23 protein-coding genes and 1 tRNA gene are annotated in these 25,152 nt (G+C 71.6%); 13 read left to right on the forward strand and 11 right to left on the reverse strand.

Annotated features, from left to right (window positions below):
* Positions 1 to 8 precede the first annotated feature (8 nt).
* Together FF36_RS13900 and FF36_RS40815 are read right to left on the reverse strand one after the other, a co-directional pair.
* The gene (locus FF36_RS13900; RefSeq protein WP_044885466.1) at positions 9 to 503 is read right to left on the reverse strand and encodes a winged helix-turn-helix domain-containing protein; all 495 of its coding nucleotides are present in this window, start codon (positions 501 to 503) and stop codon (positions 9 to 11) included.
* A gap of 500 nt (positions 504 to 1,003) precedes the next feature.
* Positions 1,004 to 1,147, reverse strand: a complete 144-nt coding sequence (locus tag FF36_RS40815; RefSeq protein WP_372666233.1) for a putative leader peptide — start codon at positions 1,145 to 1,147, stop codon at positions 1,004 to 1,006.
* 264 nt (positions 1,148 to 1,411) lie between these two features.
* On the opposite strand from FF36_RS40815, the gene FF36_RS13905 reads away from it, so the two are divergent.
* On the forward strand, positions 1,412 to 2,341 hold the full coding sequence (locus FF36_RS13905; RefSeq protein WP_044885467.1) for a sulfotransferase: 930 nt from the start codon (positions 1,412 to 1,414) through the stop codon (positions 2,339 to 2,341).
* A gap of 58 nt (positions 2,342 to 2,399) precedes the next feature.
* On the opposite strand, the gene FF36_RS37900 is transcribed toward FF36_RS13905, so the two are convergent.
* From FF36_RS37900 to FF36_RS13915, 3 genes are all read right to left on the reverse strand, one after another.
* Positions 2,400 to 2,558 (reverse strand): hypothetical protein, encoded by a 159-nt coding sequence (locus tag FF36_RS37900; protein WP_242418841.1) that lies wholly within the window; start codon positions 2,556 to 2,558, stop codon positions 2,400 to 2,402.
* Entirely contained in the window at positions 2,548 to 3,447 is a 900-nt protein-coding gene (locus FF36_RS13910; protein WP_052681100.1) for a flavin monoamine oxidase family protein, read from the reverse strand. The genes FF36_RS37900 and FF36_RS13910 overlap by 11 nt, the downstream gene beginning before the upstream one ends.
* 181 nt (positions 3,448 to 3,628) lie before the next feature.
* Positions 3,629 to 4,213, reverse strand: coding sequence for a lytic polysaccharide monooxygenase auxiliary activity family 9 protein (locus FF36_RS13915; protein WP_044885468.1), 585 nt, complete (start codon positions 4,211 to 4,213; stop codon positions 3,629 to 3,631).
* Positions 4,214 to 4,418: 205 nt separating this feature from the next.
* Here FF36_RS13915 and FF36_RS13920 point away from each other — a divergent pair, with 205 nt between their 5' ends.
* Positions 4,419 to 4,706, forward strand: a complete 288-nt coding sequence (locus FF36_RS13920) for a DUF2530 domain-containing protein (protein ID WP_044885469.1) — start codon at positions 4,419 to 4,421, stop codon at positions 4,704 to 4,706.
* Positions 4,707 to 4,721: 15 nt separating this feature from the next.
* Here FF36_RS13920 and FF36_RS13925 read toward each other — a convergent pair whose 3' ends face one another.
* Positions 4,722 to 8,429, reverse strand: a complete 3,708-nt coding sequence (locus FF36_RS13925; RefSeq protein WP_044885470.1) for a sacsin N-terminal ATP-binding-like domain-containing protein — start codon at positions 8,427 to 8,429, stop codon at positions 4,722 to 4,724.
* A gap of 163 nt (positions 8,430 to 8,592) precedes the next feature.
* Between FF36_RS13925 and FF36_RS13930 the strand changes: the two genes are divergently transcribed.
* The 3 genes from FF36_RS13930 (at position 8,593) to purM (ending at position 12,691) form a co-directional block, all read left to right on the forward strand.
* The gene (locus FF36_RS13930; protein WP_044885499.1) at positions 8,593 to 9,405 is read left to right on the forward strand and encodes a sterol carrier family protein; all 813 of its coding nucleotides are present in this window, start codon (positions 8,593 to 8,595) and stop codon (positions 9,403 to 9,405) included.
* A gap of 227 nt (positions 9,406 to 9,632) precedes the next feature.
* Positions 9,633 to 11,402, forward strand: a complete 1,770-nt coding sequence (gene purF, locus FF36_RS13935) for an amidophosphoribosyltransferase (RefSeq protein WP_044885471.1) — start codon at positions 9,633 to 9,635, stop codon at positions 11,400 to 11,402.
* Positions 11,399 to 12,691 carry a phosphoribosylformylglycinamidine cyclo-ligase gene (gene purM, locus FF36_RS13940; protein WP_082121899.1) on the forward strand — a complete coding sequence of 431 codons (1,293 nt, stop codon included), beginning with the start codon at positions 11,399 to 11,401 and terminating at the stop codon, positions 12,689 to 12,691. The genes purF and purM overlap by 4 nt, the downstream gene beginning before the upstream one ends.
* Before the next feature lie 513 nt (positions 12,692 to 13,204).
* Here the strand turns inward: purM and FF36_RS13945 are convergent.
* Both FF36_RS13945 and FF36_RS13950 read right to left on the reverse strand, forming a co-directional pair.
* Complete coding sequence (locus FF36_RS13945; RefSeq protein WP_011601395.1) at positions 13,205 to 13,411, reverse strand: DUF3073 domain-containing protein; 207 nt, start codon at positions 13,409 to 13,411, stop codon at positions 13,205 to 13,207.
* A 373-nt stretch (positions 13,412 to 13,784) separates the two neighbouring features.
* Complete coding sequence (locus tag FF36_RS13950; protein ID WP_044885472.1) at positions 13,785 to 14,855, reverse strand: Leu/Phe/Val dehydrogenase; 1,071 nt, start codon at positions 14,853 to 14,855, stop codon at positions 13,785 to 13,787.
* 315 nt (positions 14,856 to 15,170) lie between these two features.
* On the opposite strand from FF36_RS13950, the gene FF36_RS13955 reads away from it, so the two are divergent.
* The 4 genes from FF36_RS13955 to FF36_RS13970 all read left to right on the forward strand — a co-directional run bounded on the left by FF36_RS13955 (position 15,171) and on the right by FF36_RS13970 (position 17,958).
* Positions 15,171 to 16,001, forward strand: coding sequence for a DUF8083 family protein (locus tag FF36_RS13955; protein ID WP_044885473.1), 831 nt, complete (start codon positions 15,171 to 15,173; stop codon positions 15,999 to 16,001).
* Positions 16,002 to 16,153: 152 nt separating this feature from the next.
* Positions 16,154 to 16,360 carry a developmental transcriptional regulator BldC gene (gene bldC, locus FF36_RS13960; protein WP_009741343.1) on the forward strand — a complete coding sequence of 69 codons (207 nt, stop codon included), beginning with the start codon at positions 16,154 to 16,156 and terminating at the stop codon, positions 16,358 to 16,360.
* 519 nt (positions 16,361 to 16,879) lie between these two features.
* A complete protein-coding gene (locus FF36_RS13965) occupies positions 16,880 to 17,764 on the forward strand; it encodes a hypothetical protein (protein WP_063870406.1) in 885 nt (294 codons plus the stop codon).
* A 118-nt stretch (positions 17,765 to 17,882) separates the two neighbouring features.
* Positions 17,883 to 17,958 (forward strand) — tRNA-Glu (locus FF36_RS13970).
* 733 nt (positions 17,959 to 18,691) lie between these two features.
* On the opposite strand, the gene FF36_RS13980 is transcribed toward FF36_RS13970, so the two are convergent.
* The gene (locus FF36_RS13980) at positions 18,692 to 19,609 is read right to left on the reverse strand and encodes an NADP-dependent oxidoreductase (protein ID WP_044885476.1); all 918 of its coding nucleotides are present in this window, start codon (positions 19,607 to 19,609) and stop codon (positions 18,692 to 18,694) included.
* A gap of 89 nt (positions 19,610 to 19,698) precedes the next feature.
* On the opposite strand from FF36_RS13980, the gene FF36_RS13985 reads away from it, so the two are divergent.
* On the forward strand, positions 19,699 to 20,604 hold the full coding sequence (locus tag FF36_RS13985; RefSeq protein WP_242422496.1) for an IS5 family transposase: 906 nt from the start codon (positions 19,699 to 19,701) through the stop codon (positions 20,602 to 20,604).
* Between the two features lie 914 nt (positions 20,605 to 21,518).
* On the opposite strand, the gene FF36_RS34905 is transcribed toward FF36_RS13985, so the two are convergent.
* Entirely contained in the window at positions 21,519 to 21,929 is a 411-nt protein-coding gene (locus tag FF36_RS34905; protein WP_128423310.1) for a hypothetical protein, read from the reverse strand.
* A 313-nt stretch (positions 21,930 to 22,242) separates the two neighbouring features.
* Here FF36_RS34905 and FF36_RS13995 point away from each other — a divergent pair, with 313 nt between their 5' ends.
* The 3 genes from FF36_RS13995 to FF36_RS14005 are packed head-to-tail and all read left to right on the forward strand — an operon-like array spanning position 22,243 to position 24,470.
* A complete protein-coding gene (locus FF36_RS13995) occupies positions 22,243 to 23,289 on the forward strand; it encodes an IS1634 family transposase (RefSeq protein WP_128423311.1) in 1,047 nt (348 codons plus the stop codon).
* Complete coding sequence (locus tag FF36_RS41465) at positions 23,213 to 23,620, forward strand: Clp protease N-terminal domain-containing protein (RefSeq protein WP_161849193.1); 408 nt, start codon at positions 23,213 to 23,215, stop codon at positions 23,618 to 23,620. Before FF36_RS13995 ends, FF36_RS41465 begins: the two co-directional genes overlap by 77 nt.
* A 43-nt stretch (positions 23,621 to 23,663) precedes the next feature.
* A complete protein-coding gene (locus tag FF36_RS14005) occupies positions 23,664 to 24,470 on the forward strand; it encodes an SAM-dependent methyltransferase (RefSeq protein ID WP_370657191.1) in 807 nt (268 codons plus the stop codon).
* 351 nt (positions 24,471 to 24,821) lie between these two features.
* Here the strand turns inward: FF36_RS14005 and FF36_RS37905 are convergent, their stop codons facing one another.
* The gene (locus FF36_RS37905) at positions 24,822 to 25,004 is read right to left on the reverse strand and encodes a hypothetical protein (protein ID WP_044885480.1); all 183 of its coding nucleotides are present in this window, start codon (positions 25,002 to 25,004) and stop codon (positions 24,822 to 24,824) included.
* Positions 25,005 to 25,152: the final 148 nt, after the last annotated feature.

The raw sequence follows: 25,152 nt of genomic DNA on the forward strand, positions 1-25,152 counted from the left end.
GGCCGCCCTCAGGACGCCACGGCCGGGTCGATGATCGGGCGGTAGCGGTAACCCACCCGGCGGACCGTCTCGATCCGGTACCGGTGCTCGGGGCCGAGCTTGCGCCGCAGCCGGGTCACGAGGACGTCGACCGTGCGCACGTCCGGGGACGTGGCGTCGTCGGCCTGGTGCCCCCACACCGATGACAGCAGCGCCTGCCGGCTGTGCGCCTGCCCGGGGTGGTGAACGAAGAAGTCCAGCACCTCGAACTCGAGGTAGGTCAACTGCAGCGCCCGGCCGTCCACGGTCGCGAGCCAGGCGGTCCGGTCGATCCAGACCCCCGAGCGGGGCGGGGTCTGGGTGGTCGGGCGGTGGTCGGGCCGGGCCGGTGCCGTGGTCGCCCGCGTGTGAGCCGGGGCGGGCGCGGGCTGGCGGGGGAGGGTCGCCGCCGTCCCGACGGGCGTGCGCGGCGGCGTGGTCACCAGGCGCGGCCGGTACGGGAGGGTGGTCGTCTGCGGGGGCATCGCTGGCCTTTCGGTCAGTGGTTCTCCCGGTCGCCGGGAGCTGTGGGCGCGGGGCCGGGTGGGTTTGTGGAGCCGGGTGGGCCTTGGAACCTGGAGTCTTGGCAGGCTTTGGAGCCTTGGCGGGGCCTTGGCGTCGGGCGGTCCCTGGCCTGGGCGGGAATCCTGAGCGGGCGGTGGCGGCGGGGCTGGTCCCGGTCCCGGTTTCGGCGGGCGCGGGCCAGGGGCCGGACAGCGCTCGGGCACCGCGACGATGGGGCGGCCGAGCTGGTGTGGACCGGGGCGCGACGTCGACGGTGTCGGCCGTCTTCGCCGGTGGCGTGGAGGGACGTGGTGGCCACCGCGACGACGGGGTGCGCCTGATCGACTACGGGCCCGTGGCGATGACGGCGGGCCTCGGCAGGCCGGGGCCGGACCTCACTGGGCCGGGAATCCGGAGCCCGTGCGGCGGCTCCGGCCGGCCCGCAGGCGCGGGCGCCGGTGGTGCGGCTGGCGGCCGCCCGTCAGACAGCCGGACAGGCAGCCGAGGCGACGCGGAGCAGATCGATATGGCTCCGGGTGACCAGGATCAGCCGCTTCAACACAAGAGCAACGGAAGCACACTGCTCCGGTCGCCGCCAAGAGAATAAAAGTGTGACTTGCTTCACATGGCGCTATGAGATGTACCGAACGGGCGGCAGCGGGGGCCTGGGACTCCAGGTCCGCGCGGTCGATCGGCGGGNGGGNCAGGGGNTCCGGACGGACGGATCGTGTCCTTATTTATCCGATTAGGGAGGTTTCGTTCGGAAGCTCGCGAGTCGCGCGGATGGTCGAGCAAAGTCGATTTTTCCGGTGGGGAAGCCGGAATATACTGGCGGATCGTTCGGCATCCGCTGCTCGGGGACGCGAAGCAGCCGAGAACAGGAGATCTCATGGCGCTGCCTGATTTCCTCGTGATCGGTGCGCCGGACGCGGGCATGGAGATCCTCCTCGCCGACCTGCGCCGCTGCCCGGCCGTCTTCCTGCCCGCCACCGCTCTCACCCCGCCTACCACTTTCCCGCCGATCACCACTTTCCCGCCGATCACCGCTCTCGGTCCGCCTCTCGCTCTCGGTCCGCCCGGCGATCCGGACTCCGGTGCCGCGTCAGGTGCCGGGGAAACGGCACAAGGCGGCGCAGGGGTGTGGGGGCTGGATGCGGCGCGTCGCCGGGCGCGGTTCGAGGCCCTGGTCGACCCGGCGCCCGCGGGCGTCCTGCGCGGCGTGAGTGCCCCGTACCACCTGGCGGACTTCACGGCGCTGCGGCACCTGCACGAGATGCTGCCCTACGTGCGGCTCATCGCCCTGCTGCGGGATCCGGCAGCGCGGGCCCACGCGCACTGGCTGCGGATGCGTGCGTCCGGCCTGGAGCCCATCGCCGACTTCGAGGGCGCCCTGGCGGCGGAGTCGGCGCGGGCCTGCACCCCCTCGTCCTGGCCGTGGCGGTATCTGGCCCTGGGCCGGTACGGCGCCCAGGTGCAGCGCCTGTACACCCTCTTCCCGCGTCAGCAGGTGCTCCTCGTGCCCTACCCCGAGCTGAGCGCGGATCCGGCGATCGCGCTGGGTCGTGTCCACCGCTTCCTCGGTCTCGGCCGCCACCGCGGCCCCGCCGGTGTCGATCGCGCGGGCCCTCCCGCCGAGGTCCTGGTCGAGCGGTGCGGCGACCCGGTCGGCGCGCGGTGCGCCGATCCGGCGGTGGTGGCCGCGGCGCGGCGGCTCGATCCGGCTGTGGCCGCGCGGCTGCGCGCCGGTTTCGGCGCCGATCTCGACCTGCTCGACCAGGTGACGGGACGGCGCTGGGCGCTCGGTCCGACCCCGGACTGAATCCCCGCACGGACCTGTCCGCGGCCGAGGCGGCTCGACGCCCAGCGCCGCCGCCGGGTCAGCGGGATCCCTGGGTGAGGGCGACCGAATCGGGCACCCGGACAGCCTCGGGCACGGTGAGGGGGATGATGCCCTGGATCTGCCCGATGACGTAGTGGGCCGGCATCATCGCCCCCTCCTGCCAGCCGGGCAGCGGGGAGCTCTGATCACCCAGCACGTAGAAACGCCCGTTGCTCGCGGGCTGGAGGAGCTGCTTGTAGGCCCGCCGCCGAGAAGTAGTCGTTGCTCGGATACCAGAGCTGGGTGATCGGATGATTCGTCCAGCCGATCCCGCCGTAGATCTGGTCGGCGTCGCCCTCCCAGAAACGCTCCTCGGCCTGCCAGCCGACCTTGCAGGTGCTCGCGAACTCGACAGCCCTGATCGCCGCATCGAACTCGGCGGAGAAGTTTGTCGAGATTCCCCGCAGTACCGGCAGCGGGATACTGCTCACGCAGTAGTCCGCGACCAGCGTCCGCGGTAGGCCGTCGCGCCGGTAGTCGACGGCCGCCTTACCCTCATCGAGCAGCCGAATCGTGGTGACCTCGGAGTTCAGCTCGACGACCTCGCCGAATTCACTGCCAAGTTCCCGCTCGAAGGCGGTTACGATGCGATCCATGCCGCCGACTGGCTGGAACATCGTGGCCTGCCAAAGATAATCCACCGGCTGGTAGAAGCTGTGCCGCCAGAATCCCGACTCCAGCAGCTCCCCGGCCCCGGCGTCCCGTTGCTCGAGCGTCCCGGCGAGCATGGCCGCGAGGCGCCCGCGGGTGTCGTTGGCGACCTGCCGGTTGCGCCACCGGACGCCCCGGCCGTCGGCGAGGTGAACGACGTTCGCCGTCGTCTTCGTCATGTACGGCTCGAGGTCGACGCCGAACGCGCGGCAGTAGTCGAGCACCCGGCGGTGGTGGTAGGGGATGCGGCCGGGGCCCAGGTCGAGGTAGAGCCCGTCGTCGAAGGAGCACCGGTGGGTGGTGACCGGCTCGCCGGTCGGGCCGAGCTCGCGGAGCACGTCGCCGCCGCGGGCGGTGCGGTTACGACCGCCCGCGCGGTCCGACGCCTCCAGCACGGTGCACCGGTAGCCCAGCCGGCCGAGCTCGTACGCCGCGGTCGGCGTCGCGCATGGTGACCCACCTGCCCTCGTCGTCGTCTGGTGACTGGTACTCGTCTGGTGCCTGGTGGTCGTCCGTGGTCGTGACCGGGGCCGCCCCATCCGCCGACCGGAGCCGGCCGGCGGACGGGACCTGGCGTCACCCGGTGAAATTGAGATCGATGACCTGGTAGAAGCCCTTGGCGGTGTCGGCGACCTCCCAGACGCTGAGCAGGACGTGGTAGCCCTGCCGCTGCGGCAGCACGATCGTGTGCCGGGTCGGGTTCTCCGGCAGGAGGTCGTCGGCCGACCAGTAGGGCTGCCCGCTGTTCTGGACCTGATGGATGGGGTCCGGCTCGAACTGGGCTCGGCTCAGTGGGGCGTTCGGATCCCAGCCCTCCCGGGTCAGGAAGTAGTTCCACCGCCGCGTCTTGTGCGGGGCGTGGAAACTCCAGGTGATGGTGAGCCGCTGGCCGGCGGCGACGGAGTGCTTCTGCCAGTCCGAGCCCGGCTTGTCCAGTTCGGCGGCAAAATCCTGGCCGGCACTGGCAATCTTTCCGTCGGTGGGCGGGGCATCGTTCCGGACATCGTCCGGCGCGGACGGATCGGCCAGCCCGGCCTGCGTCTCCGGGAAGAACTTCCCTGATTCCAGGCCTGCGGACTGCCATTCGGCGAGGTATATGTGCGCGCGGGAGGCCGGCTCGGAGACCGTACCGTGCCGCGGCGCTACTTTGCTCTGAGTCATGGTGTAACGGTAGCGTCGGACCTCTTGGTTTGCATTCCCTAAAAACGGGAAGCCGATGGCTTCCGCAATGATTTTCCGAAACTCGCCCGAGTCGTTTATGGAGTTTTCCGCGGAAAGCCCCGGACCGGGATCGTGTGCCGCGTTCCGGTCGAGTGGGGGCGTCCCGGCGATCCCGGCCCGCGGGCGGCGGGTACCGTCTGGCGGGATGAGTGCGTCAGCGAACAGCGACCCCGCCGGGGGCGTCGCCGGCGGGTCGGCCTCGACCGACCCGCCGGCGCTCCAGCCGCTGCCCTACGACGGCGTCGTCTCCGTCGCCGTCGGCACGGTGCTGTGGGCCGTCGCCGCGCTGGTCATGCTGGTGTTCCTGGACGACCTGCGCGACGACGGCCACCTGTGGTGGCTGGCCACCGCGATCTGTGGCTTCGGGCTCGGGCTCGCCGGGCTGTGGATCGTGATCCGTCGCCGCAACCGGCTGCGGGGCCGGCAGGGGTAGCCGGCTCTCGCCGGCTCACGTCTCGTCGAGATCGTCCTCCGCCGCGCGGAAGGCCGCGCCCGCCGGGTCGCGCAGCTCCGCGGCGAGCGCGTGCCGCCGGTCCCACTGCCCGCCCCGCCAGGCCAGCGCCCGGGCCAGCGCGTCCGGGCCGGCGTCGGCATCGACGTGCACCTCACCGCCGATCCCGCCGAGCACCCGCCACGGCACCCGCGTCGGCCGTCCGGTCAGGTCCTCGACCAGCAGCGGGCGGTGCACGCGGTACGGGGTGCCGTCCGGCGCCCGCCGCGGCTCGCCCTCCGGGCCGTCCGGGCCGTCCGGGGCCCACTCGGTGGTGGCGGCCCCGGCCCCGCCCGCCGCGATCTCGCAGGGCGCGATCTCCGCGGCCAGCGGCACCCCGAGGACGTGGGCGACCTCGGCGGCGCGGTCCAGCGGCAGCCGCAGCGCGCCCCGACCGGTTCCCAGCAGGTCCAGCAGGTCGGGCGCGTCCACGACGACGGCCTGCCCGCTCGGCACGACCCCCTCGGGTGTCCGTACGGTCAGCGGCGGGTCGAACCGCTCGCCGCCCGCGGATCGGTCCGGTGCCGCGAGCACCCGGGCCACGGCGTCGACCGCGGCGATGTAGAGCGTCCGCGCCGCCGGCCAGGGGACGTCCCGGTCGGCGTCGCCCAGCCGGTCGAGCAGGTCCATGACCGCACCGAGGTCGCCGAGGACGTCGTCGAGGGTGAGCCGGGCGCCGAGGTGGCGCAGGAACTCGTCATCGACGCCGGCCAGCGGGGCAGCGGGGGCGAACAGGCCGGCGAGCAGCGGATCGGCGGCGGGAAGCAGCAGCTCGCGCGGCGGCAGCACCCGGTCGGTGCCCGCCACGGGCAGCACCGCGTGCCGCGCCAGCCACCACCGGGTGTACGACGGTTCCGGGGCGAACACGGCCTCGCGCAGCGGCGGGCGGGCCAGCTCGGCGAGCGCCTCTGGCCAGGCCGCCGGGTCGACGAGTTCGAGGTCGCGCACCGCGACGAACACCCCGATCATGGCCGGCGCGGGCGGCCCGCCGGCCGGCGGGAGGCGCAGGTTCGCCGAGCCTCCCGGCGCGCCGCCATGATCGTCCGCTGTGACGTCGTCGACCCAGATGTCGCTGTCGTCGAGATCGAGCAGGATCTGCTCGTCGGCGTCGAGCGGCAGGTCATAGGTGCGTAGCACGCCGAAGGAGTGCAGCACGCCGACCCGCTCCAGCACCTGCGCGGGCCATGCCCGGGCGACCTCGGGCGAAAGGGTCGAGAACGGAGCGTCCTGCGCCAGCACCCGGTCCAGCGGGCCCCCCTCGACGAGCAGCTCCCCGGCGGGGGTGAACTCGCCGTCGGCGGCCGGTAGCAGCAGGTCCTCCAGCCAGCCGAGCTCCGCCGGGTGCTCCTCGCCCGCGTCGCGGACCAGGGCGAGCACGGCTGCGGCCAGCGCCAGCAGGTCGTCGGGATGGTCGTCCGGCTCGGCGTCGAGCACCGCCTCGCGCACCGCCGGATCGCGCAGCACCCCGGCCGGCGTGCCCTCCAGGGCGCCCAGGGTGCGCAGCGCGTCCCGAGCGCCGCCGGCGCAGGCGTCGGGATGGACCACCCGCAGCGGCAGCCCCGAGCGCACCAGGGCGACGATGTCCAGATCAGCGGTGGGCAGCAGGGTGCCGCGCGGGCCGGTGACCATGCGGGTCCGCAGGCCGCCATCGTCGGTCGGCCCCGCTGCCGCGGGGGCGGTGAGCGCGTCGGCCGCGTCGGACCCGTCCGCGCCGATCTCGGCGAGCGGCACCGGCAGCGCCCCCAGGGCGTCCCGGTCCGGCGCTGCGACCAGCAGGGGGTAGAGCCGTCCCCACCAGTCCGGCGGGCGGGAGACTCCGGACAGCAGCTCGACCAGCGCGGCGCTGTCCACCCGCCGGACGCCGAGCAGGTCCAGCGCGGTGCGCCACCGCCGGGCGGCGTACGTCGCCGGGAGCAGGCCTGCCACCAGCTCCGCCCCGCCCGCACCCGGATCTGTGCCCGCACCCGGCGGACCGCCCGTGGCGATCGGATCGGCCGGGCTGGCGATGTCGGGCGGGCTGGCGATGTCGGCCGGGTTGGCGGGATAGATCTGGCCGGCGGGGTCGGCCGGGGGGCCGGGGGCACGCAGCAGCTCGGTCACGGCGTCGGTGGCGGGGCCGAGGTCGGCCACGGAGCAGTCCCGGCCGCGCAGGGCGCCAGGGAACAGCGCCGAGTCGGGGAGTAGCCGTAGCAGGGACTCGCGCAGCCGCCCGTCGACCGCGCCGAGGGGGAGCCCCGTCGGGATCAGGGTCAGGGCGGCCAGCGGATCGGGCGGCTGCCCGACCGGTGCGGCCTGCGCGCCGGGGCCGCCGCCGGCCTGCGCCTGGTCGCCCGGCTCCAGCCCGGTGCCCAGGTATTCGGCCAGGAGGACGGCGGCCGCTGCCAGCTCGTCGGTGAGCCGATCACGCAACGGGCCGCCGACGGTGTGCCGTCGGGATGGATCCAGCGGCAGCTCGACGCTGGCCAGGACCGGCAGCGAGAGCGGCTCGTCGGTGGGCTGCGGCGCCCGCAGCACCCGGGCCACGCCGTCCGGCCACCCGCCGTCGCGGACCATCACCCGGGCGGTGAAACCGGTCCGTCCCCGCTCCTCGACCGGGCGGTCGGCGAGCAGGGCGGCGGGGATCACGCCGCTGCGCGCGATCCCGCGCCACCGCTCGCCGTTCAGGTCGGCTATCTCGACGCGTTCGATGACCGGATCGCCGGCCGGCCCGGCGCTGCCCGCCGGTGCCGCATCCCACCCGCCGTCCCACCCGCCGTCCCACCCGCCGTCCCGGCCGCCGCGCAGCCAGTGACAGGTGACGGTCCGCACGGCGCCGTCCACGTCGACAACGATCTCGCCCGGGCCGCCGAGCACCAGCGGCAGGGTGGGATCGAGCCCGGCCAGCAGCTCCCGCGCGAGCGCCACCGCGGCGCCGTCGCGCAGTGGGAGCCGGACGACGGTGTCGTAGCCCTCGGGCGGCGGTCCGGCAGTGATCGTGAACGGCAGCCGCAGGATCGGCACGGCGCCCTCGCGCCGGGCGAGCTCCTCGCTCAGGCGCACCGCCTGAGTGCTGCCGACGCCGCCGGGAACGTCGAGGGATGAGCCGGGATTCGTTGCGTCGCGATTCGTTACGTCGCCACCGATTACGTCACCACCGTTCGGTGCGGTGGCCGGCGTGGCGAGGGCCGTCACCGCCTCGATCACCCGGGTCCTCGACCAGGCCACGCCGGTCGCCAGCGGGTCCGGGCCGCCGCGGGAGACGATTGCGGGCTCGTCCGTCACCGCGAGGACCGCGGCGAAGCCGGCACCGAACCGGCCCACGGAGGCACTGTCACGTTTGGTCGAGGCCCGGAGGGTCGACAGCGCCTCGACACCGGCGGCCGACAGCGCCGCCCCGGTGTTGGCGATCTCCAGCAGGCCGCCGGGCCCGGCCTCCGGCGCGGTGGCGTCGGTGCTCAGCCGGAGGAGCACCCGTGCCGGCACGCCGGCCTCGCCCGCGGCGTCGACCGCGTTCTGCAGCAGCTCCACCACGAGACGGTCGTGGTAGGCGCCGAGGGCGGCGTCCTCCTCCGCGTTGGCGTCCTCCCGGAAGCGGGCCGGCGAGGCGACCCAGGCGTCCAGCACCCGCCGCCGGATCGCCGCGGTCCCGTACACGTCTGCCGCAGCATGTGCGGCGGTCACTGACACCCGCCCATCCTCGTCTTCCCGCGCCGCCCACGGCGGGAGCGGGTTGGCCCGGATCGCGCGCGGCGCAGTGGCCGGGCTGTCACCGCTCGGGCTGGCACCGCTCGGGCTGGCCTCGCTCAGGCTGGCCTCGCTCGGGCCGGCGCCGACCGGGCAGGATGGGGCGATGCCCTCCCGCACCCGCCGCCGGGACGCCTCGGCGGCGCTGCCCGAGCTCGCCGCGGCCGTCGTGCCCCAGTGGGAGCGTGTCGCCGGCGCCGTGGCCGATCTGCCGGACGGCGCGTTCGCCGCGCCGAGCGTGTTACCCGGTTGGACGGTCGGAGAGCTGGTTCTGCACGTCGGCCGGTCCGCGACCGCGCTGTCGCTGGCCCTCGCCCCGTTCGCCGCGGACGGGCCGGCCACGGCGCCCGCAACCGCGCCGCGGCTGGTCTCGGCGGTCGACTATCTCAGCGGCACCGGGGCACAGGCGGAGGCCATCGCGGACACCGCCCGGGCCCTGGCGGCGCAGACCGGACCGGCCGGGACGCGCGCGGGGCTGGCGGGCGAGGTATCGGCGGCAGCGGCCGCGCTGGCGCGGGTCACCGACGGCGACCCGGTGGTCGCGACTCCGGGTGGCCCGATGCTGCTGACCGAGTTCCTGCGCACCCGGGCGGTGGAGGCGGTGGTGCACGGGCTCGACCTCGGCGTCGAGCCGCTGCGGCCGGCGTTGAAGGTGGTGACGAGGCTGTTCGCCGAGTTGTTCGTCCACCGGGTGCCCGGGCACACGGTGGAGCTGCGCGTGCCCCCCTTCGCCGCCGTCCAGGTGGTCGAGGGGCCCCGGCACACCCGCGGCACCCCGCCGAACGTCGTCGAGGCCGGGCCGGTCGCGTTCGTCCTGCTCTGCGCGGGGCGGCTGGCGTGGGGCGACGCCGTGGCCGACGGGCGGATCTCCGCCAGCGGCGAGCGGGCCGATCTGAGCGGTTACCTGCCGCTGTTGTGACGGAGGGGTGGGCTGCGGGGGAGGCTGCGGGGCAAAGGGCCGGCACGCGAGGCAAGGGCCGATGTGCGTCGTCGCTGCTAGCGTGGAGAGAGGTAGCTGCCGGTCGAGGCGGTGGCCGGAACCGGTCCGCCACGTCTCGTCACGAGTGAGGACGGGCCGGCGTGGACGCGGTCCCGCGCGTAACCCTCCGCATTTCTCCGGTGTCCCTGACCAGTCGAGGAGTCCTGGTGCCAGACGTCGCCGCCCGCATTGGCGCCATCCCCACAGCGGGGTCCGAGCTATCCGATGATCCCGGCCCCCGGGATGCCTGCGGTGTCTTCGGCGTCTGGGCGCCCGGTGAGGACGTGGCGAACCTGGCCTACTACGGGTTGTACGCCCTGCAGCACCGCGGCCAGGAGGCGGCCGGCATCGCGGTCGGCGACGGCCGGACGGTCGTGGTGTTCAAGGAGCTCGGGCTCGTCGCCCAGGTCTTCGACGAGATCACCCTGTCCAGCCTGAGCGGCCACGTCGCGGTGGGGCACACCCGGTACTCGACGACCGGCTCCTCCACCTGGGAGAACGCCCAGCCGTCCTACCGCACGGCCAGCTTCGGCGGCCCGATCGCGCTCGGCCACAACGGCAACCTCACCAACATCGTCGAACTTGCGCGGGGGCTCGGTGCCGGGCGGGATCGGCTGCGCGCGACCACCGACTCCGACCTCATCACCGCGATGCTCGCCGACCATCCCGGGCCCACCCTCGCCGACGCGGCGATGGCCGTGCTGCCCCGGCTCGCCGGCGCCTTCTCGCTGGTCTTCTCGGACGCCTCGACCCTCTACGCGGCCCGCGACCCGCACGGCATCCATCCCCTCGTCCTTGGCCGGCTCGACGACCACCCGGACGGGGCGTGGATCGTCGCCAGCGAGACGGCCGCGCTCGACATCGTCGGCGCGACCTTCGTCCGCGAGGTCCAGCCCGGCGAGATGATCGTCATCGACGCCGCCGGCGTGCGGTCGCGCACCTTCGCCCAGGCCGATCCGCACGGCTGCCTGTTCGAGTACGTCTACCTCGCCCGCCCGGACACGGCGATCGCCGGCCGTTCGGTGCACGCCACCCGGGTCGACGTGGGCCGCCAGCTCGCCCGCGAGGCGCCCGTCGAGGCGGATCTCGTCATCCCGGTGCCGCAGTCCGGCGTGCCTGCCGCCGTCGGCTACGCGGAGCAGTCCGGCATCCCGTTCGGGGAGGGGCTGGTCAAGAACTCCTACGTGGGCCGCACCTTCATCCAGCCGTCGCAGACGATCCGCCAGCGCGGGATCCGGCTCAAGCTGAACCCGCTGCGCGACGTCATCGAGGGCCGCCGCCTGGTCGTCGTGGACGACTCGATCGTGCGCGGGAACACGCAGCGGGCGCTGGTCCGGATGCTGCGCGAGGCCGGCGCCGCCGAGGTCCACATCCGGATCTCCTCACCCCCGGTGCGCTGGCCCTGCTTCTACGGCATCGACTTCGCCACCCGCGACGAACTCATCGCCAGCGACGCCGGCGTCGAGGAGATCCGTGCCTCGCTCGGCGCGGACTCACTGGCCTACGTCTCGCTGGAGGGCCTGGTCGCCGCGTCCCACCAGCCGGCCGAGTCCCTCTGCCGAGCCTGCTTCGACGGCGTCTACCCGGTGCCGCTGACCGAGTCCGACAAGCTCGGCAAGCACCGCCTGGAGCCGATGGCCGGCGCGCAGACGACCGCAGACATGATCGCCGAGGCGATGCGCCGGGAGGTGACGCTCGGCATGAACGGGGGCGATCCGTCCCCGGACGGCCACGATGACGTCGACCTGGCCGATGACGTCGGCCTGGCCGACGGCGCTGGCCTGGCCGACGGCGCTGATCCCGTGTCCCGCGCGGTCGACGGGCCGCCGACCCGAGGGGAGAACGGTCGGGCGCCCGTGCCCGGCCTGGACCCGCCGTCGGCGGCGGAGCGCCGCGGCGCGCACCGGCCCGAGCCGGCCGGGGCGAGGCCGGCATGAACGGCGCCGAGCGGATCACGGCCGAGCCGGCCACCCCGGCGACGACGAACGCCCCGGCAGCGTCGGGCGTTCCGGCAGCGTCGGGCGTTCCGACGTCGGCGGGCACTTCGACGCCCGCGGGCGCCTCGTACCGGGCCGCGGGGGTCGACGTGGCCGCGGGGGACCGGGCCGTCGAGCTGATGCGCGGGCACGTCTCGCGGGCGACGCGGCCCGAGGTGGTCGGCTCGCTGGGCGGGTTCGCCGGCCTGTTCGCCCTGGACACGACGCGCTACCGGCGGCCGCTGCTCGCCTCGTCCACGGACGGTGTGGGCACCAAGATCGCCCTCGCTCGCGCTCTCGACACGCACGACACGGTCGGCATCGACCTGGTCGCCATGGTGGTCGACGATCTTGTCGTCTGCGGCGCCGAGCCGCTGTTCCTGCTCGACTACATCGCCTGCGGCGCCCTGGTGCCCGCGCGGATCGCCGAGATCGTCTCGGGAATCGCGGCCGGGTGCGAGCAGGCCGGCGCGGCGCTGGTCGGCGGCGAGACCGCGGAGCATCCCGGGCTCATGGGTAGCGACGACTACGACCTGGCCGCGACGGGGGTCGGGGTCGTGGAGGCCGACGGCGTGCTCGGGCCGGAGCGGGTCCGGCCCGGGGACGTGGTGGTCGCGATGGCATCATCCGGCATCCACTCCAACGGCTTTTCGCTCGTACGGCACATCTTGTTCGGTCCTGTCGATTCTGGCCAGCCCGGTGGCGTCTCCGAAACCGCTGCGGCGGGTCTGAGGTCATACGTCCCCTCCCTGGGGGACACACTCGGCCGGTCCCTGCTTACCCCGACCCGCATCTACGCGAGGGACTGTCTGGCCCTGGCCGCAGCGGTGGAGGTGCACGCCTTCGCCCACATCACCGGCGGCGGCCTCGCCGCGAACATCGCCCGGGTGATTCCCGCCGGCCTGGTGGCGACCCTCGACCGCGCGTCCTGGGCGGTCCCGGCGATCTTCGGCCTGCTCGCCGAGCGCGGCGCGGTGGACCAGACGGACATGGAGAGCACCTTCAACCAGGGCATCGGCATGGTCGCGATACTGCCGGCCGACGTCGTCCCCGAGGCGCTCGCGTTGCTCGCGGAGCGAGAGGTGCCCTCGTGGATCGTCGGCGAGATCGGTGCCGTGGCCGACGAGACCTATCCCGGCGGTGAGCCCGGCGAGGGCAGGGCGGCCAGGGTGCGGGAGACGGCGGAGGCCGGCGAGCCGGGGGCGGACGCCACGCCCCGGGCCCGGCTGGTTGGCCGGCACCCGGCCTGAGCCGCTCGCGGCCGGGCGTCGCCCGGCCTGAGCCGGTCGGCGGAGGCGGGCCGGTGCCCGGCCCGGGGCGCGCCCCCCGCCGGAGCGAGTGGCCGGCGGGTGTCCGCCGGCCAGGGCTGCCCGCGCGTGTCGCTGCGGGCGAGGCGCGCGGGCAGCGCGGACTGCCGGAGCACCACCTCGGCGCCACTGGTCTGCGAGGCCATCGGGCCGCGGCGCGGCCGGTCTACAGCCATCGGTCTGCGCGGGATACGCCCGCCCAGGCGAGGACGGGCCGCGGGCCGACGACTGCGTGCCCAACGCGGGGCGCGCCACGACGACGGGGCGCATGCGAGGGCGACGCTGCACTTATCGGCCGCGTCCCAAGGATGGGCACGGCAGTCAGCGTCATCGCGCGTGCACGGAGGCAGCACGACATGGCGGTGGATGCCCGGACCGAAGCCCGGGCCGCCACCATCGGCGACGACCGCCGGGGTGAGCCTGCCGCGGCGGGACGGCTACCGACGTGACGCTATGTCAGCGGGAGGAACGGCGGTCGTCCTCGTCGTCTGCGTAAGCGTCGTATCCGTAATCGTCATCTACATACGCGTCGTCGCTGTTGTTCTCGCGCGTCGAGCCCGCGCCCAGATCCGCCTTCAATCGGTCGAGATCCATATTGGGCGAGTTGTACTTGAGCTCGCGGGCGACTTTCGTCTGCTTGGCCTTAGCTCGGCCGCGCCCCATGGCTCGACCCCCTCGAACATGACGACGGGGACCCGCCCCGGTGCTCTCACTGTCTCGTGCTTCCCGAGACTACAGGGACCGGAGGCTTCTCGGCACGCCAACCCGACAGTTGCCTGTCCTCGGACAAGATGTCCACGATCGGAAGCGCTCCGTGAAGCCTGCTGTCCGGCGGGTTCGATCGGGGAATCGGGGCCGCTCACCGGCTCGCGGGCGACCCGACCCGCCACGCCGTGGTGTGCGCACCGTCACATTCTCTCGATCGCCTGACCTGCGCGGACGTGCCGTGACCCGGCGCCCGGGGTCGGGCCGTGTCACCCACTGCAGGCGCACGTGACCCGGCGCGGCACAGATGACCCGGCGCAGCGCGTCCGACTCAGCGCAGCAGGAGCCCCCGCAGCCGGCCCACCTCGGCCATCCGGCGCTCGGCGAGCCGTTCGGCCGCCTTCGTCGGCGTCACGTCCTCGTCCTCGGCGAGGCGGAGGACCTCGACGGTGGTGTCGAAGATCCGCGCCGCCCGGGCCCGGGCCCGTTCTGGCGAGTACCCCTCGATCTCGTCGGCCACCTGGATGAGTCCGCCGGCGTTGACGACGAAGTCGGGCGCGTAGAGCACCCCGGCGTCGGCGAGCCGCCCGCCGATCTCGGGCGTGGCGAGCTGGTTGTTGGCCCCGCCGCAGACGATCTCCGCGCGCAGCCGGCCGATCGTCTCGGCGTCCAGCACCCCCCCGAGCGCGCAGGGCGAGTAGACGTCGAGGTCAAGGTCGAACAGCTCGTCGGGGTCGGCCACGGTCAGCGCGGCGGGGAACTCGGCGCGCAGTCGGGCCAGGGCCGCCGGGTCGACGTCCGCGGCGATCACCGAGGCGCCATCCGCCAACAGGTGCCCGACGAGGCGGCGGCCGACCTTGCCGACGCCGCTGATCCCCACCCGGCGCCCGGCGAGGTCCGTCGTCCCCCACCGGTGCCGGGCGGCGGCGCGCATGCCCTCGAAGACCCCGTAGGCGGTCAGCACGCCGGAGTCGCCCGACCCGCCGTGGGCCGGCGAGCGCCCGGTCACCCAGCGCGTCTCGCGAGCGATGACGTCCATGTCGTCGACGTAGGTACCGACGTCGCAGGCGGTGATGTAGCGCCCGCCCAGCGAGGCGATGTGGCGGCCGAAGGCGCGCAGCAGCGGCTCGGACTTGTCGCGGGCGGGGTCGCCGATGATGACCGCCTTGCCGCCGCCTAGGTCCAGACCCGCGCAGGCGGCCTTGTAGGCCATCGCCCGGGACAGCGCCAGGGCGTCGGCGAGCGCGTCGTCGTCGGCGGCGTAGGGGTGGAAGCGGGTGCCTCCGAGGGAGGGGCCCAGCGCGGTCGAGTAGACCGCGATGATCGCGCGCAGCCCGGCCCGCTGGTCCGAGCACAGCAGCACCTGTTCGTGGTCGCGAACGGCACCGAACAACGATGTCATCGTGCACCTCCTGGGGGACGGACCCGGCGTGGGACCTGGACCGTCGCGGCGCCGTCCGCCAGGCGGACCTGCGGGTCGGTGGCCGGCTGGGCGCGGGCGGCGGGGTAGGCCGGGTCCTGGCGAACCCTATGGCCCCGGTAGCGCGCACGGCTTGCGTGCGGACGTGCCAGGATCGAGCCATGCCAGGTTCCAGGGCATCCGCGTGGGTGTCGTTCGCGGCGCTGCGGCGTGTGACGGGGTTCGCCCCGCGGGGTGGGTGGCACGCCGCTCACGCGTGGCCGGGGCCCGGGCCGGACGCGGTCTGTGGGAGCTGAGATGGCTGTCGTGTCGCCCGCGGCGTACCTGCGTGTGTATGAGCCGCTTGCGGCGTTTCCGGCCGCCGAGCGCGGGCGCTGGCAGCGGTACGCGGCCGCGGGGCCGCCGTCCCGGCGGGCCGGCTCGCGCCGGGAGCGCGTCGTCGCCCTGGTCGCGACCATCCGGCCGACCCTCGACGTGGCCGACGAGTCGGCGTTCGTGCAGTGGATCGACGGGCTGATGTTCGTCTGCCCGTGGTCGACCCAGTTGCGGGTGTGGCAGGCGGCGCTGGAGTTCCGCGGCCTGATGCCCGAGCGGGTCGCCGAGGCGTTCCTGCCGCGGCGGATCACCGAGCCGGCCGAGATCGAGCTGGACCGTTGGAAGGCCCGCCGGCCGAGCCTGAAGGTCCACGTCCAGACGTGCACCTGGATGGTCCCGCCGCCGTGGTTCCTGCTGTTCGACCCGGCCGAGCGGTCGCTGGTGACCGGAGACACCGCCGAGCGGTCGATGATCTACCGGACGACGATGAGCCTGGCCCGGCGCCGGGCGAACCGCGCGGTGGAGGCGGTGGAGACGCTGCGGGGGGGTTCGAGTGAAGCCCCCGCGGTCGAGGGCATCGGCGATCTGGCCCGTTGGCTGGGGTCCTTCCATCCGCAGAGCAGGGTCGAACTGGACTACGACGGGCTAGTTGACCTGCTCGACGATGACATGCTTCGGCGCGACAGCTCGGTAGAGGACATCGTCGAGGCTGTCAGCGCGTTACGCCGTGGGCGAACAGACCTAGCGGTCGAAGCCTACGAACGGGTCCTGATGAGGTGGAGACCCTTGCAGGCGCGGGAATCCGCAAGCTGATCGACGCATTCCGTTAACCGAGAGTCGCCGTCCGCTTCGGACGAGCTGTGACTAGTCAGCAGATGGTCCTGACGTGCCATGTCCGAAATGCCCCCGAAGGATGCACGATCTGTATGGGACGGAGCGACGCTCTGTGACGGGAGGCCAACACAATGACGACACGAACGCCGGACGCCGAGCCGCTGCTGACGCCCGCCGAGGTAGCCACGATGTTTCGGGTTGACCCGAAGACCGTGACCCGGTGGGCGAAGGCCGGCAAGCTGACGTCGATTCGGACCCTTGGTGGGCACCGCCGGTACCGGGAGGCCGAGGTGCGTGCCCTGCTGAAGGGGGTCCCGAGCATCGGAGGCGACATCTAGATCGCGCTGACCTGGCGCGTAGCCGGAAGCACCTCCTTTCCCTCGTCCGGGCGGCAGCCGCCGCCAGTGCGAGGGTGTCGGTGGTCTGACCTTGTGGAACAGGGCCGAAGGCTCGGAAGGCTGTCCGTTCGGTTGAGAACCGGACAAGCCGGCCGGTCTGGGCCCCCACCTTCGGGCCACCTGGCGTAAAGGAAGTGTGAAGATCCGAACGCCGGGCTGCCCGGCCGGCGGGGAGGCCGCCGGGCGGGGTCCGGTTCGCGTCGACGTCCGCATCAAGGGCCACCTGAGCACCGGGAGGGCGCAGGGTGGACCTGTTGGGGAACCGGCGGACGGCCCGGTGGGCCGTCCGCCGGCCTCGCACGCGGTGGCGACGTCGGACGGGGCCACCGCGGCCTGGCGGCGTCGTGCACCGATTGATGACCGGCACCCGCCGTCTGGTCTTGCCAGGCGGTGTGGGGTCGGGCGAGGGGCAGCACCATGGACCGTGACCGCCCCCAAAGCTGGGTGGTTCGCTCTGCCGTGCCCGGGTTCCTGCCCAGCGTCAGCGCGTTCCGGTTCACGAACAGCTTCGACGTCCAGCCCCTGCTGGCCCTGCGGCTGCCCGGCCTGCCCTGGGGCCTCGGGATCGGGGACGCCAGCCGCGGCCTGTGCGGCGGCATGATCTTCGCGGTGCGCGACCTGTTCGAGGCCGGCCTCGCCGTGCCGCCCGACGTCGAGCCGCCCCGGCGGGGCTCCCCGCTGTACGGCTACCTCGTGCGCCGCCTGCTGGCGAGCTTCGACCTGCCCCGCGGCGTCGCCCGCTACTACGGCCTCATGCGAGCGGCCGACGCCTACCCCCAGCCGCGCCGCGGGGGCGCGTGGTGGCCCGGCGCGAGCCGGCCGGACCGCCGCAGTTCTGCCTCTGCCTCTTGCGGCTCTGCCGCTGACCCCCGCGGCTCCACCGCTGACGGTCCCGGCTCCGTCCCCAATCGTCCCGGCTCTGCTCCGGGACGGCCCGGCAGCGCGCTGGGCCGCCTCGGCGTGGGGCTGCGCAGTCTCGCGGACGAATGGCCGCGGATCCGGCTCGACCTCGACTCCGGGCGGCTCGCCCCGGTCGGCGTCATCACCGTCCACTCGGCGGATCCCCTGCAACTCGGCCTGAACCATCAGGTCCTGGCCTACGCCTACGACCAGGTCGACATGGCGGTGACCCTGCGCGTCTACGACCCGAACACCCCGCTCGAGCGGGCCGACGACGTCACGATGTCCTTCGATCTCGCCAGCGCAGGCGGTGCCCCCGGCAGGGTGCGCATCTCCCACTCGATCGCGATCGGCGGCCGGCCGGTGCGCGCGTTCTTCCACTCTCGCTACCGGTGGGCCGACCCGCGCCCGGCCCTGCGTGCCCACGCCGCCGGCAGCCACTGACCGGACCCAGCGCGGACGGGTTTGTCGGCCACCCTGGCCATCCCCTATGCTTGCAGTGCTTCAGACGATCGACGACGTGGCTGAGCGCCGGCTCTGCCCCGCCTGTGATCGTCACCGCGCCCCCATCGTCTAGCGGCCCAGGACGTCGCCCTTTCAAGGCGGTAGCACGGGTTCGAATCCCGTTGGGGGCACCAAGCAGACCCGTGCATGATCCCTTCCGAGATCTGCACGGGCATGACTGCTTCCTCCCTGTTGATCTTTCTTGGGACGTCTTGCATAGCCTTGACCGCATCGACGCCGACGCGGGCGGTGGCCGGGATGGTCTCGCCTGTCAGAGTTATCCGGCAAGTTGCGATGTTAGTCGCGCGCTTGTAGCGGACTTCGAGCCGAAGCGCCTCGAAGAGGCGGCGGGACAGGTCCTCGGGCAGCTCGTCGAGTTCGACGGGTCCCACCGGCAGCGCCCGCAGTAGGCCGGGATTGGGTGCCGCGGCTTTCTCGTCCTCAAGCGCGGCCAGCTTCTGCTGAAGAGCCACTCGTTCGGATCTCAGTTCGATCCGCCGCTCGGCGATGTCGCGGCCCATGTCCTGGTCCGGGTCGTCTACCAGCTCGAAGCTGCGTAGCAGGCGTTTGCTACGGGCCTCGGTGTCGGCGATGGCCCGGTGTAGCGCCGCGACCTGTCGCTCCCGCTGCACACTGCGAATAACAGCATTCCACCAGTTAAATGAGCTCTATTCGCGAATGTTGGGGTCGATAATCTGTGGACGAGGCGGTGACCGTAGACAACGTAAGTATCGCCGTGGCCACCCGTTGCGATAGATAGCCCGCCTGCCCTTCGGGTGGCGGACCAATCGGCCCCTCGCCGCCTGGCCACGCGGCTGACGCTGATCCATGAGGAGGGCAGGACCGCGGTCGCTGTCCCCGAAGTCCTCACGGACGAAGGTTGATGATCGTCTTTCCCTTGCGTCGCTCGGTCGGATTGAGGGCGGCGACGGCATTGTCGATGGTCGCGACGTTGCCGATGTTCGTTCGCAGCCGCCCGTCGCGCACCCGCTGTACGACCTCACCCAGTTGAGCGCGATCGGACTCGACAACGAAGTCGACTGCCAGGCCGTCGGCGGGCCGCGCCTCGGTCGGTCCGACGACGGACACCAGCGTTCCCCCGGCTCGAACCAGACCCGCGGACCACTTCTGGATATCGCCGCCGATGACATCGAAGACCAGATCGACTCCGCCTACGTCTTCCAGCGCGTCGTTCTCAAGGTCGACGAATTCCTGTGCGCCGAAGTCGAGCGCCTTCTGCCGGTCGGCGGCGCGTCCGGTGCCGATGACGTACGCACCGAACTCGCGCGCGAGCTGCGTCACCATCGTCCCGACTGCGCCGGCCGCGCCATGCACGAGCACGCTCTGCCCCGTCTGAAGGCGGCCGTGCTCGAACAGCCCCTGCCACGCGGTCAGCCCCGAAATCGGCAAGCTCGCGCCCACCGTGAAGTCGACGTCGCCCGGGAGCGGTGCGAGGTTGCGTGCCTCGACGGCCACATACTGCGCCAGGGTGCCGTCGCGATGCCAGTCCGAGAGGCCGAACACCCGCTGTCCCACCGACAGCCCCGTCGTGCCATAGCCGAGGGCGGTGACCACTCCGGCCAGCTCATGCCCGGGGATCGACGGTGTTCGGTCACGGTCGACGCGATCGGTCCAGGTCGAGGGCCACGCCATCTCAGTCGGAACGAATCCCGACGCATGGACCTCAACGACGACATCGTTTATCGCCGCCGACGGCTCGGGCCGCTCCACCAGCCTCATCCCGGCCGTTCCCGCAGCCTGGTCTGTCACGACGATCGCCTTCATGGGCAACTGCCTCCCGGTCATTTGTCTTAGTGCTTGTTTTAGATCTTCTTTTGTGTGCGGACCGTGACCGAATACTGGTGTGGATGTTGATGGTGGGGTTTGGGTGGGGGTGCTGGCGGCAGGGGCTGGTCATGGCACGGACACACCACTATCCCTCGGATCTGACCGATGCCGAGTGGGCGCAGATCGAACCCGAACTGCCGGCTCCGTCGAAGGACGGGCGTCATGAGGCCCATCCCCGCCGAGAGATCGTGAACGCGATCCTGTACGTGGCGCGGAACAGCTGTTCGTGGCGAGCGTTGCCGTCGGACTTCCCGCCGTGGGAGACGGTGTACGGGTTCTTCCGCCGCTGGCGGAAGGACGGCACCGCCGTACGGATCAACGCCGCTCTTCGCCGGAAGGTCCGTCTGTTCGAAGGCCGGGATCCCGAGCCGTCGGCGGGGGTGGTCGACTCCCAGTCGGTGAAGGGTGCGCCCACGGTCGGGCGGGACAGCCGTGGCTACGACGCGGGGAAGAAGGTCAACGGCCGCAAGCGATTCGTGGCCGTGGACACGTTGGGTCTGCTGCTGGCGGTGCTGGTGCGCCCGGCGTCGGTGCAGGACCGTGACGGCGGCCGGCCGCTGCTGGTGGACCTGTATTTCGACTGCCCGAGTACCCGGTATGTCTTTGCTGACGGCGGGTTCGCCGGGGGGTTCGCCGACTGGGCCGGTACCGTGCTGCGCACCACGGTGGACATCGTCCGTAAGCCTGCCGGGCAGAGGGGGTTCTCCCCGTTGCCGAAACGGTGGGTGGTGGAACGGACGTTGGCGTGGGTCACCTCCTGGCGGCGGCTGGCCCGGGATTATGAGCGCCGGCCGGACAGTTCCGAGTCGTTCGTCTACTGGGCCATGATCGGGATCATGGCTCGGCGACTCGCTCGTCACCATGAAGCAGACGATGATCGTTTCCGCAAGGGCGATCGAGAGCTACCGGGAGCGAAGACCATCAATATCTAAAACAAGCACTTAGGCGCAGTGATGGGTGCGTGTCGCTCACGGACGAACACGGATGACCGTCTGCCCGCCGATCCGCTCGGTCGGACCGAAGGTCGCGACGGCATCGTCGAGAGTTTGCGATGCTGCCGATGTTCGTCCACAGCCGCCCATTCCGTGCCCGCCGGAAGATCTCACCCAGTTGGGCACGACCGGACATGACAACACAGTCGATTGCCAAGCCGCCCACCCGCAGGGTCAGCAGGAAACGCCGGACAGATCGCGGTGCCATCCACCGCCACCGATGAAGTCCGGGTCAGGCGGCGCGGTGCGGATGCAGATCTCTAGCGTGCGGGCGAACGGCTGGGTGCGCAACTCCGCCGGCGGGCCGATCGGGCACAGCGTGGTGTCAGGATGGAGACCCGGTCGACAGCCTCTCCGCCCTGGCCAGCTGGTGTGCAATCAGGAAGATGGTCACGCCGCGCCCGCGACAGCTCGCTCCGGACCGGCGGGCTCCAGGAGATGAGACCCGATGCCGGCGTCACGCAGCACCAAGATCGTCGAATATCGCAGGGTTCGGATATCAGCACCCTGCCAGTCAACTGAAGGTCCACCACTACGGCCTTACTCGAACACTCGTCCGCAGAGACGGTGCTCGGCGATGCCGTGGTAGTAAATCCCAGCAAAGCGGCGTCACCCGTCAGGGAGACGCCGCTTTCGCGTGCCGGGGCCACGCGCGTAGCGCGCTCCACCGGCACGTCGTCAATAGTCCCCCCAAGGCTCCAAGCCCGCCCTGCCGCCAACGGTGGTAGCAAACGGCTCGTTGAGATCGTCAGCGGTCACGACAGGTCCGGCGTGGACCTTGCCGAGGTACAGCCGGGTGAAGACTGCCTTGTTGAGCATTTTCCGCGCCCGGATGTCGGAGCCGAGTGTAGCCGTCACGGACTAAGCCATTGCCTGCGATCTTGACTCAAAGTGATGCCGCCGTAGCTCTGACCGAGCGGGACTATATTTTCCGGGTCTTCTGTGTCAATAAAGACTAGTTCCAAATCGTAACCGAACTTGACTGTATCGTTCCCCACGGGAAAGATGTCTATCTCTGTTTGTATGTCTCCAGTCAGCTTTTCGATATCGACCGGAGTGGTATCGAGCTGATAGGTGTAGGATTTATCGCCGGTGTCCTCCCAGGTGTCGGTGTTGGCGAAGTGCTGCTTCCTGGCAACTGTAATCTTGAATTTTGCCGCATAGGGTGCGCGGATGAAGACGGAGACGGCGGTATCTGTATCCTTATCGTCGCCCTCTGGCAGGCTGAATGTAATTGATCCTCGACGGAGAAGTAGGGCGCCCACGAGTTCCTCCGGAGTCTAGCGTCCACATACTGTAAGCGAGAAGATCAAATTTCTTTGATGCTAACTGCAGGGAGAATTCGGGGTCAAGCTTCCTTTTTGCCTCTGTTGGTGAATGTTTGAGTCTGCGCTTAATGTGGTGGATGCCCTATATGTCACTTGCTCTTGGCTTCGATCCACTGTCCGTTAGACCCGGGTTCCGCGGTTCGTGGGCACACGGTGAAGATCGCTGACATGAAGGTGCAGGTAGCGGGGCTGTCGACCATGGAAATCGGGCTTGCGAAGCGGAAGGTGTGGTAACACGACGGGCCTGTTCGTGGTCGCTGCACCTGGGTCGACATGGTTTGGTGTGAGTATGTACCTGCGGTTCACGCGGCGATGGAACGCCGACGGCTCGATGGTCTGCTACGTCGCGCTGGCGTACAACCATCGGCTCGGCGGGACGACGAAGCCGCGGGTACCGATGAACCTGGGCCGGATCGAGGCAGTCGACGTCGACGGGCTGTGGCACGAGCTCGGCATCGCCGCGGCGATCGAGAAGGCGGTGGCCGACCGGCGGTTCACCACCGCGGTGGAACGGGTGCTGTTCGCCTTGGTCGCGAACCGGGCACTGGCGCCGATGTCGAACCTGTCCGCGGCCGAATGGGCCGGCGAGGACGTCGTCGTGCAGGGCCTGGTGTCGATGGATGAGGACCATGCCTACCGGGCGATGGACCTGCTGGTGGAGACCGACGTGGCCGGGGCGGTGCCGGAAGCGGTGTTCTTCTCCGTCGCGCACCTGCTCAACCTCGAAGTAGATCTGCTGTTCTTCGACACGACCTCGACCTACTTCGAGACCGATACGCCCGACGCCGACCAGCCCGCCGAGGACGGAGACGGCGGCGGGGAGCCGACGCCGGGATTCCGGAAGTTCGGCAAGAGCAAAGACCATCGCGACGACCTGCCGCAGGTCGTGATCGGCCTGGCCATCACCCGAGAGGGCATCCCGGTGCGGGTCTGGTGCTGGCTAGGCAACACCAACGACCAAAGTGTGCTGGAACAGGTCAAGGACGACCTGCGGATCTGGAAACTCGGCCGAGTGATCACGGTGGTCGACCGCGGCTTCTCCTCCTCCGTGTCCTGCTGTGCTTGCCCGCGCATGGAATCGTGTCGAGGGCACGGCCATTTGTCAGTCCGGGATCGTGCCGAGGCCTCGGCACGAGCTGGCCGCGTGGCGCCCGATCCGTCATCCTCGGTTGACAACTTGAGGCCCTCCACCTGGATCGGACCCACGCGGAGGATTGGTCGTGGCAGCAGATCGTCGAAGCGCTCGGGGTCAGCCGGCAGTCAGCCCACAACAAGCACCGGAGGGCGTCGAAAGTGACGCCCTCCATACGATCGGCATCGACCTGGCTGAGGTCGCCGCCGCTGTCAGTCGCCAGTTCGGGCCGGCGGCGCTCGCTCGCCGGGCCCCGACCCGCTGGCGTTTCGGACGCCTGCGGACGCCTTCCACGACGTCGTTCTCGCACCGGGTGCGGGTGGTGCTGGAGGCCGCGGACCGCGAGGCGCGGGCCCTTCTCGATGACCACGCCGGTGGCGAGCATCTGGTGTTGGCGCTGCTCGCCACGCAGAGACCCACGCGTGACGTGCTCGCTCGTCGCGGCATCAGCTGTGACGGGGCGCGGGCGCTCCTCACCGGCGTTCCCGGCAGGTAGCCGACCGGGTCTGTTCGTTGCGGGGTGCAACCGGTGGTACATGATGGGCGATATGGGTGCTGACAAGCCGGCGCAGAGCGCATGGTCGCGGGTGGACACGAGCGTGCCGCACTCCGCTCGGGTCTGGAACTACTGGCTCGGGGGCAAGGACAACTTTCCCGCCGACCGGGAGCTGGGAGACAAGGTCTTCGAGGTCTACCCGGACATCGTGCACGTCGCCCGTGCGCAGCGGGAGTTCCTGGTCCGAGCGATCACCTTCCTCGCCGGCGAGGTGGGTATCCGCCAGTTCCTGGACATCGGCACCGGCCTGCCGACCGCCGACAACACCCATGAGGTCGCGCAACGGATCGCCCCGGACTCCCGCATCGTCTACGTCGACAACGATCCGCTGGTGCTGGTGCACGCCCGCGCGCTGCTGACCAGCGCCTCCGGCGGCGCGACCGCCTACGTCGACGCCGATGTGCGTGACCCAGAGACGATTCTCGCGGAGGCCGCCGAGCTCCTGGACTTCACCCAGCCGATCGCTCTCGTGATGTTCGGCATCGTCGGGAACGTCGCCGACAACGACGAGGCGACCGCGATCGTGAAGCGGCTGCTCGACGGGGTGCGGCCGGGCAGCTACCTCGCTCTCAACGACGGCACCCACGGCGAGGCCGTGGACAAGGCCATCGCGATCACCCAGGCGGACGGGCACCCCTACAACCTGCGCACCCCCGAGCAGGTCGCGTCCTTCTTCGACGGCCTTGAACTCGTCGAGCCTGGCGTGGTCTCGACCCCCCTCTGGCGGCCCGCGCCCGGGCCGGTGCCGCAGCCACTCCACATCTTCGGCGGGGTCGGTCGTAAGCCGTAGCCGTCCTTGGTGGCGTCGGTGGCGGGCCGCAGCCGTGCGAGGCACGACGCCGTGGCTGCCGCCGCCGGGGGCGGATGCCCGGAGCGGGTCGAGGAGCCGGCCGGGAGACGCGTCGCCCCGGCTGACCTGGCCGGCGGGGGTCGGAGCTGGCGAGCGCGCGTTGCGCACGCTGCGGTTCTGAGGTGGCGGGATGCCGATGCTCGCGCGGTCCGCCCGCCACGTCGGCGGTCGTCCTCACAGCTACCGGCTCTTGTCGATGTCATGGGTGCCGATCCGCAGCCAGCGGATATGGGGGCCGTCGCGGCCCGGAACGGGGTCGCCGTACTCCCACAGCGCCCGGTCATCCTTCGCCTATCGCAGCTCGAACACACCGGGATCGGAGCGGAAGCTCTTCACTCCGAGACTCGAGTGGAACTGGCCCGTCTCCAAGCCCTCACGGAACAGCGCGACAGCCCGGCGAAACGCTCGCCGCTGCTCGGTGGTCAGCCGCGCGTACTCTGCCACGAAGCGGGCCACCTGCTCGTACGTGGGCACGCCGTCACGATAACGTCTCGATCATCCGAAGCCCGCGAGAAGGCAGACGGCTACTTACCGACCTTTAATGCGCGAGGTCGGCTGATTGATCATGGGATGGTGTCAAGGTCAACCCGGTGCCCGCCAGGCAGCCCTCGAGCAGGTCAGG

Source organism: Frankia torreyi (assembly GCF_000948395.1).
In the GTDB taxonomy this organism is placed as follows: Bacteria; Actinomycetota; Actinomycetes; order Frankiales; family Frankiaceae; genus Frankia; species Frankia torreyi.

Bases quoted from the DNA above. Each gene is read 5' to 3' on its own strand.
- FF36_RS13900 (WP_044885466.1), bottom strand. From the start codon at position 503: ATGCCCCCGCAGACGACCACCCTCCCGTACCGGCCGCGCCTGGTGACC.
- FF36_RS13905 (WP_044885467.1), top strand. From the start codon at position 1,412: ATGGCGCTGCCTGATTTCCTCGTGATCGGTGCGCCGGACGCGGGCATG.
- FF36_RS13915 (WP_044885468.1), bottom strand. From the start codon at position 4,213: ATGACTCAGAGCAAAGTAGCGCCGCGGCACGGTACGGTCTCCGAGCCG.
- FF36_RS13920 (WP_044885469.1), top strand. From the start codon at position 4,419: ATGAGTGCGTCAGCGAACAGCGACCCCGCCGGGGGCGTCGCCGGCGGG.
- FF36_RS13930 (WP_044885499.1), top strand. From the start codon at position 8,593: ATGCCCTCCCGCACCCGCCGCCGGGACGCCTCGGCGGCGCTGCCCGAG.
- purM (WP_082121899.1), top strand. From the start codon at position 11,399: ATGAACGGCGCCGAGCGGATCACGGCCGAGCCGGCCACCCCGGCGACG.
- FF36_RS13945 (WP_011601395.1), bottom strand. From the start codon at position 13,411: ATGGGGCGCGGCCGAGCTAAGGCCAAGCAGACGAAAGTCGCCCGCGAG.
- FF36_RS13950 (WP_044885472.1), bottom strand. From the start codon at position 14,855: ATGACATCGTTGTTCGGTGCCGTTCGCGACCACGAACAGGTGCTGCTG.
- FF36_RS13955 (WP_044885473.1), top strand. From the start codon at position 15,171: ATGGCTGTCGTGTCGCCCGCGGCGTACCTGCGTGTGTATGAGCCGCTT.
- bldC (WP_009741343.1), top strand. From the start codon at position 16,154: ATGACGACACGAACGCCGGACGCCGAGCCGCTGCTGACGCCCGCCGAG.
- FF36_RS13980 (WP_044885476.1), bottom strand. From the start codon at position 19,609: ATGAAGGCGATCGTCGTGACAGACCAGGCTGCGGGAACGGCCGGGATG.
- FF36_RS13985 (WP_242422496.1), top strand. From the start codon at position 19,699: ATGGTGGGGTTTGGGTGGGGGTGCTGGCGGCAGGGGCTGGTCATGGCA.
- FF36_RS14005 (WP_370657191.1), top strand. From the start codon at position 23,664: ATGGGCGATATGGGTGCTGACAAGCCGGCGCAGAGCGCATGGTCGCGG.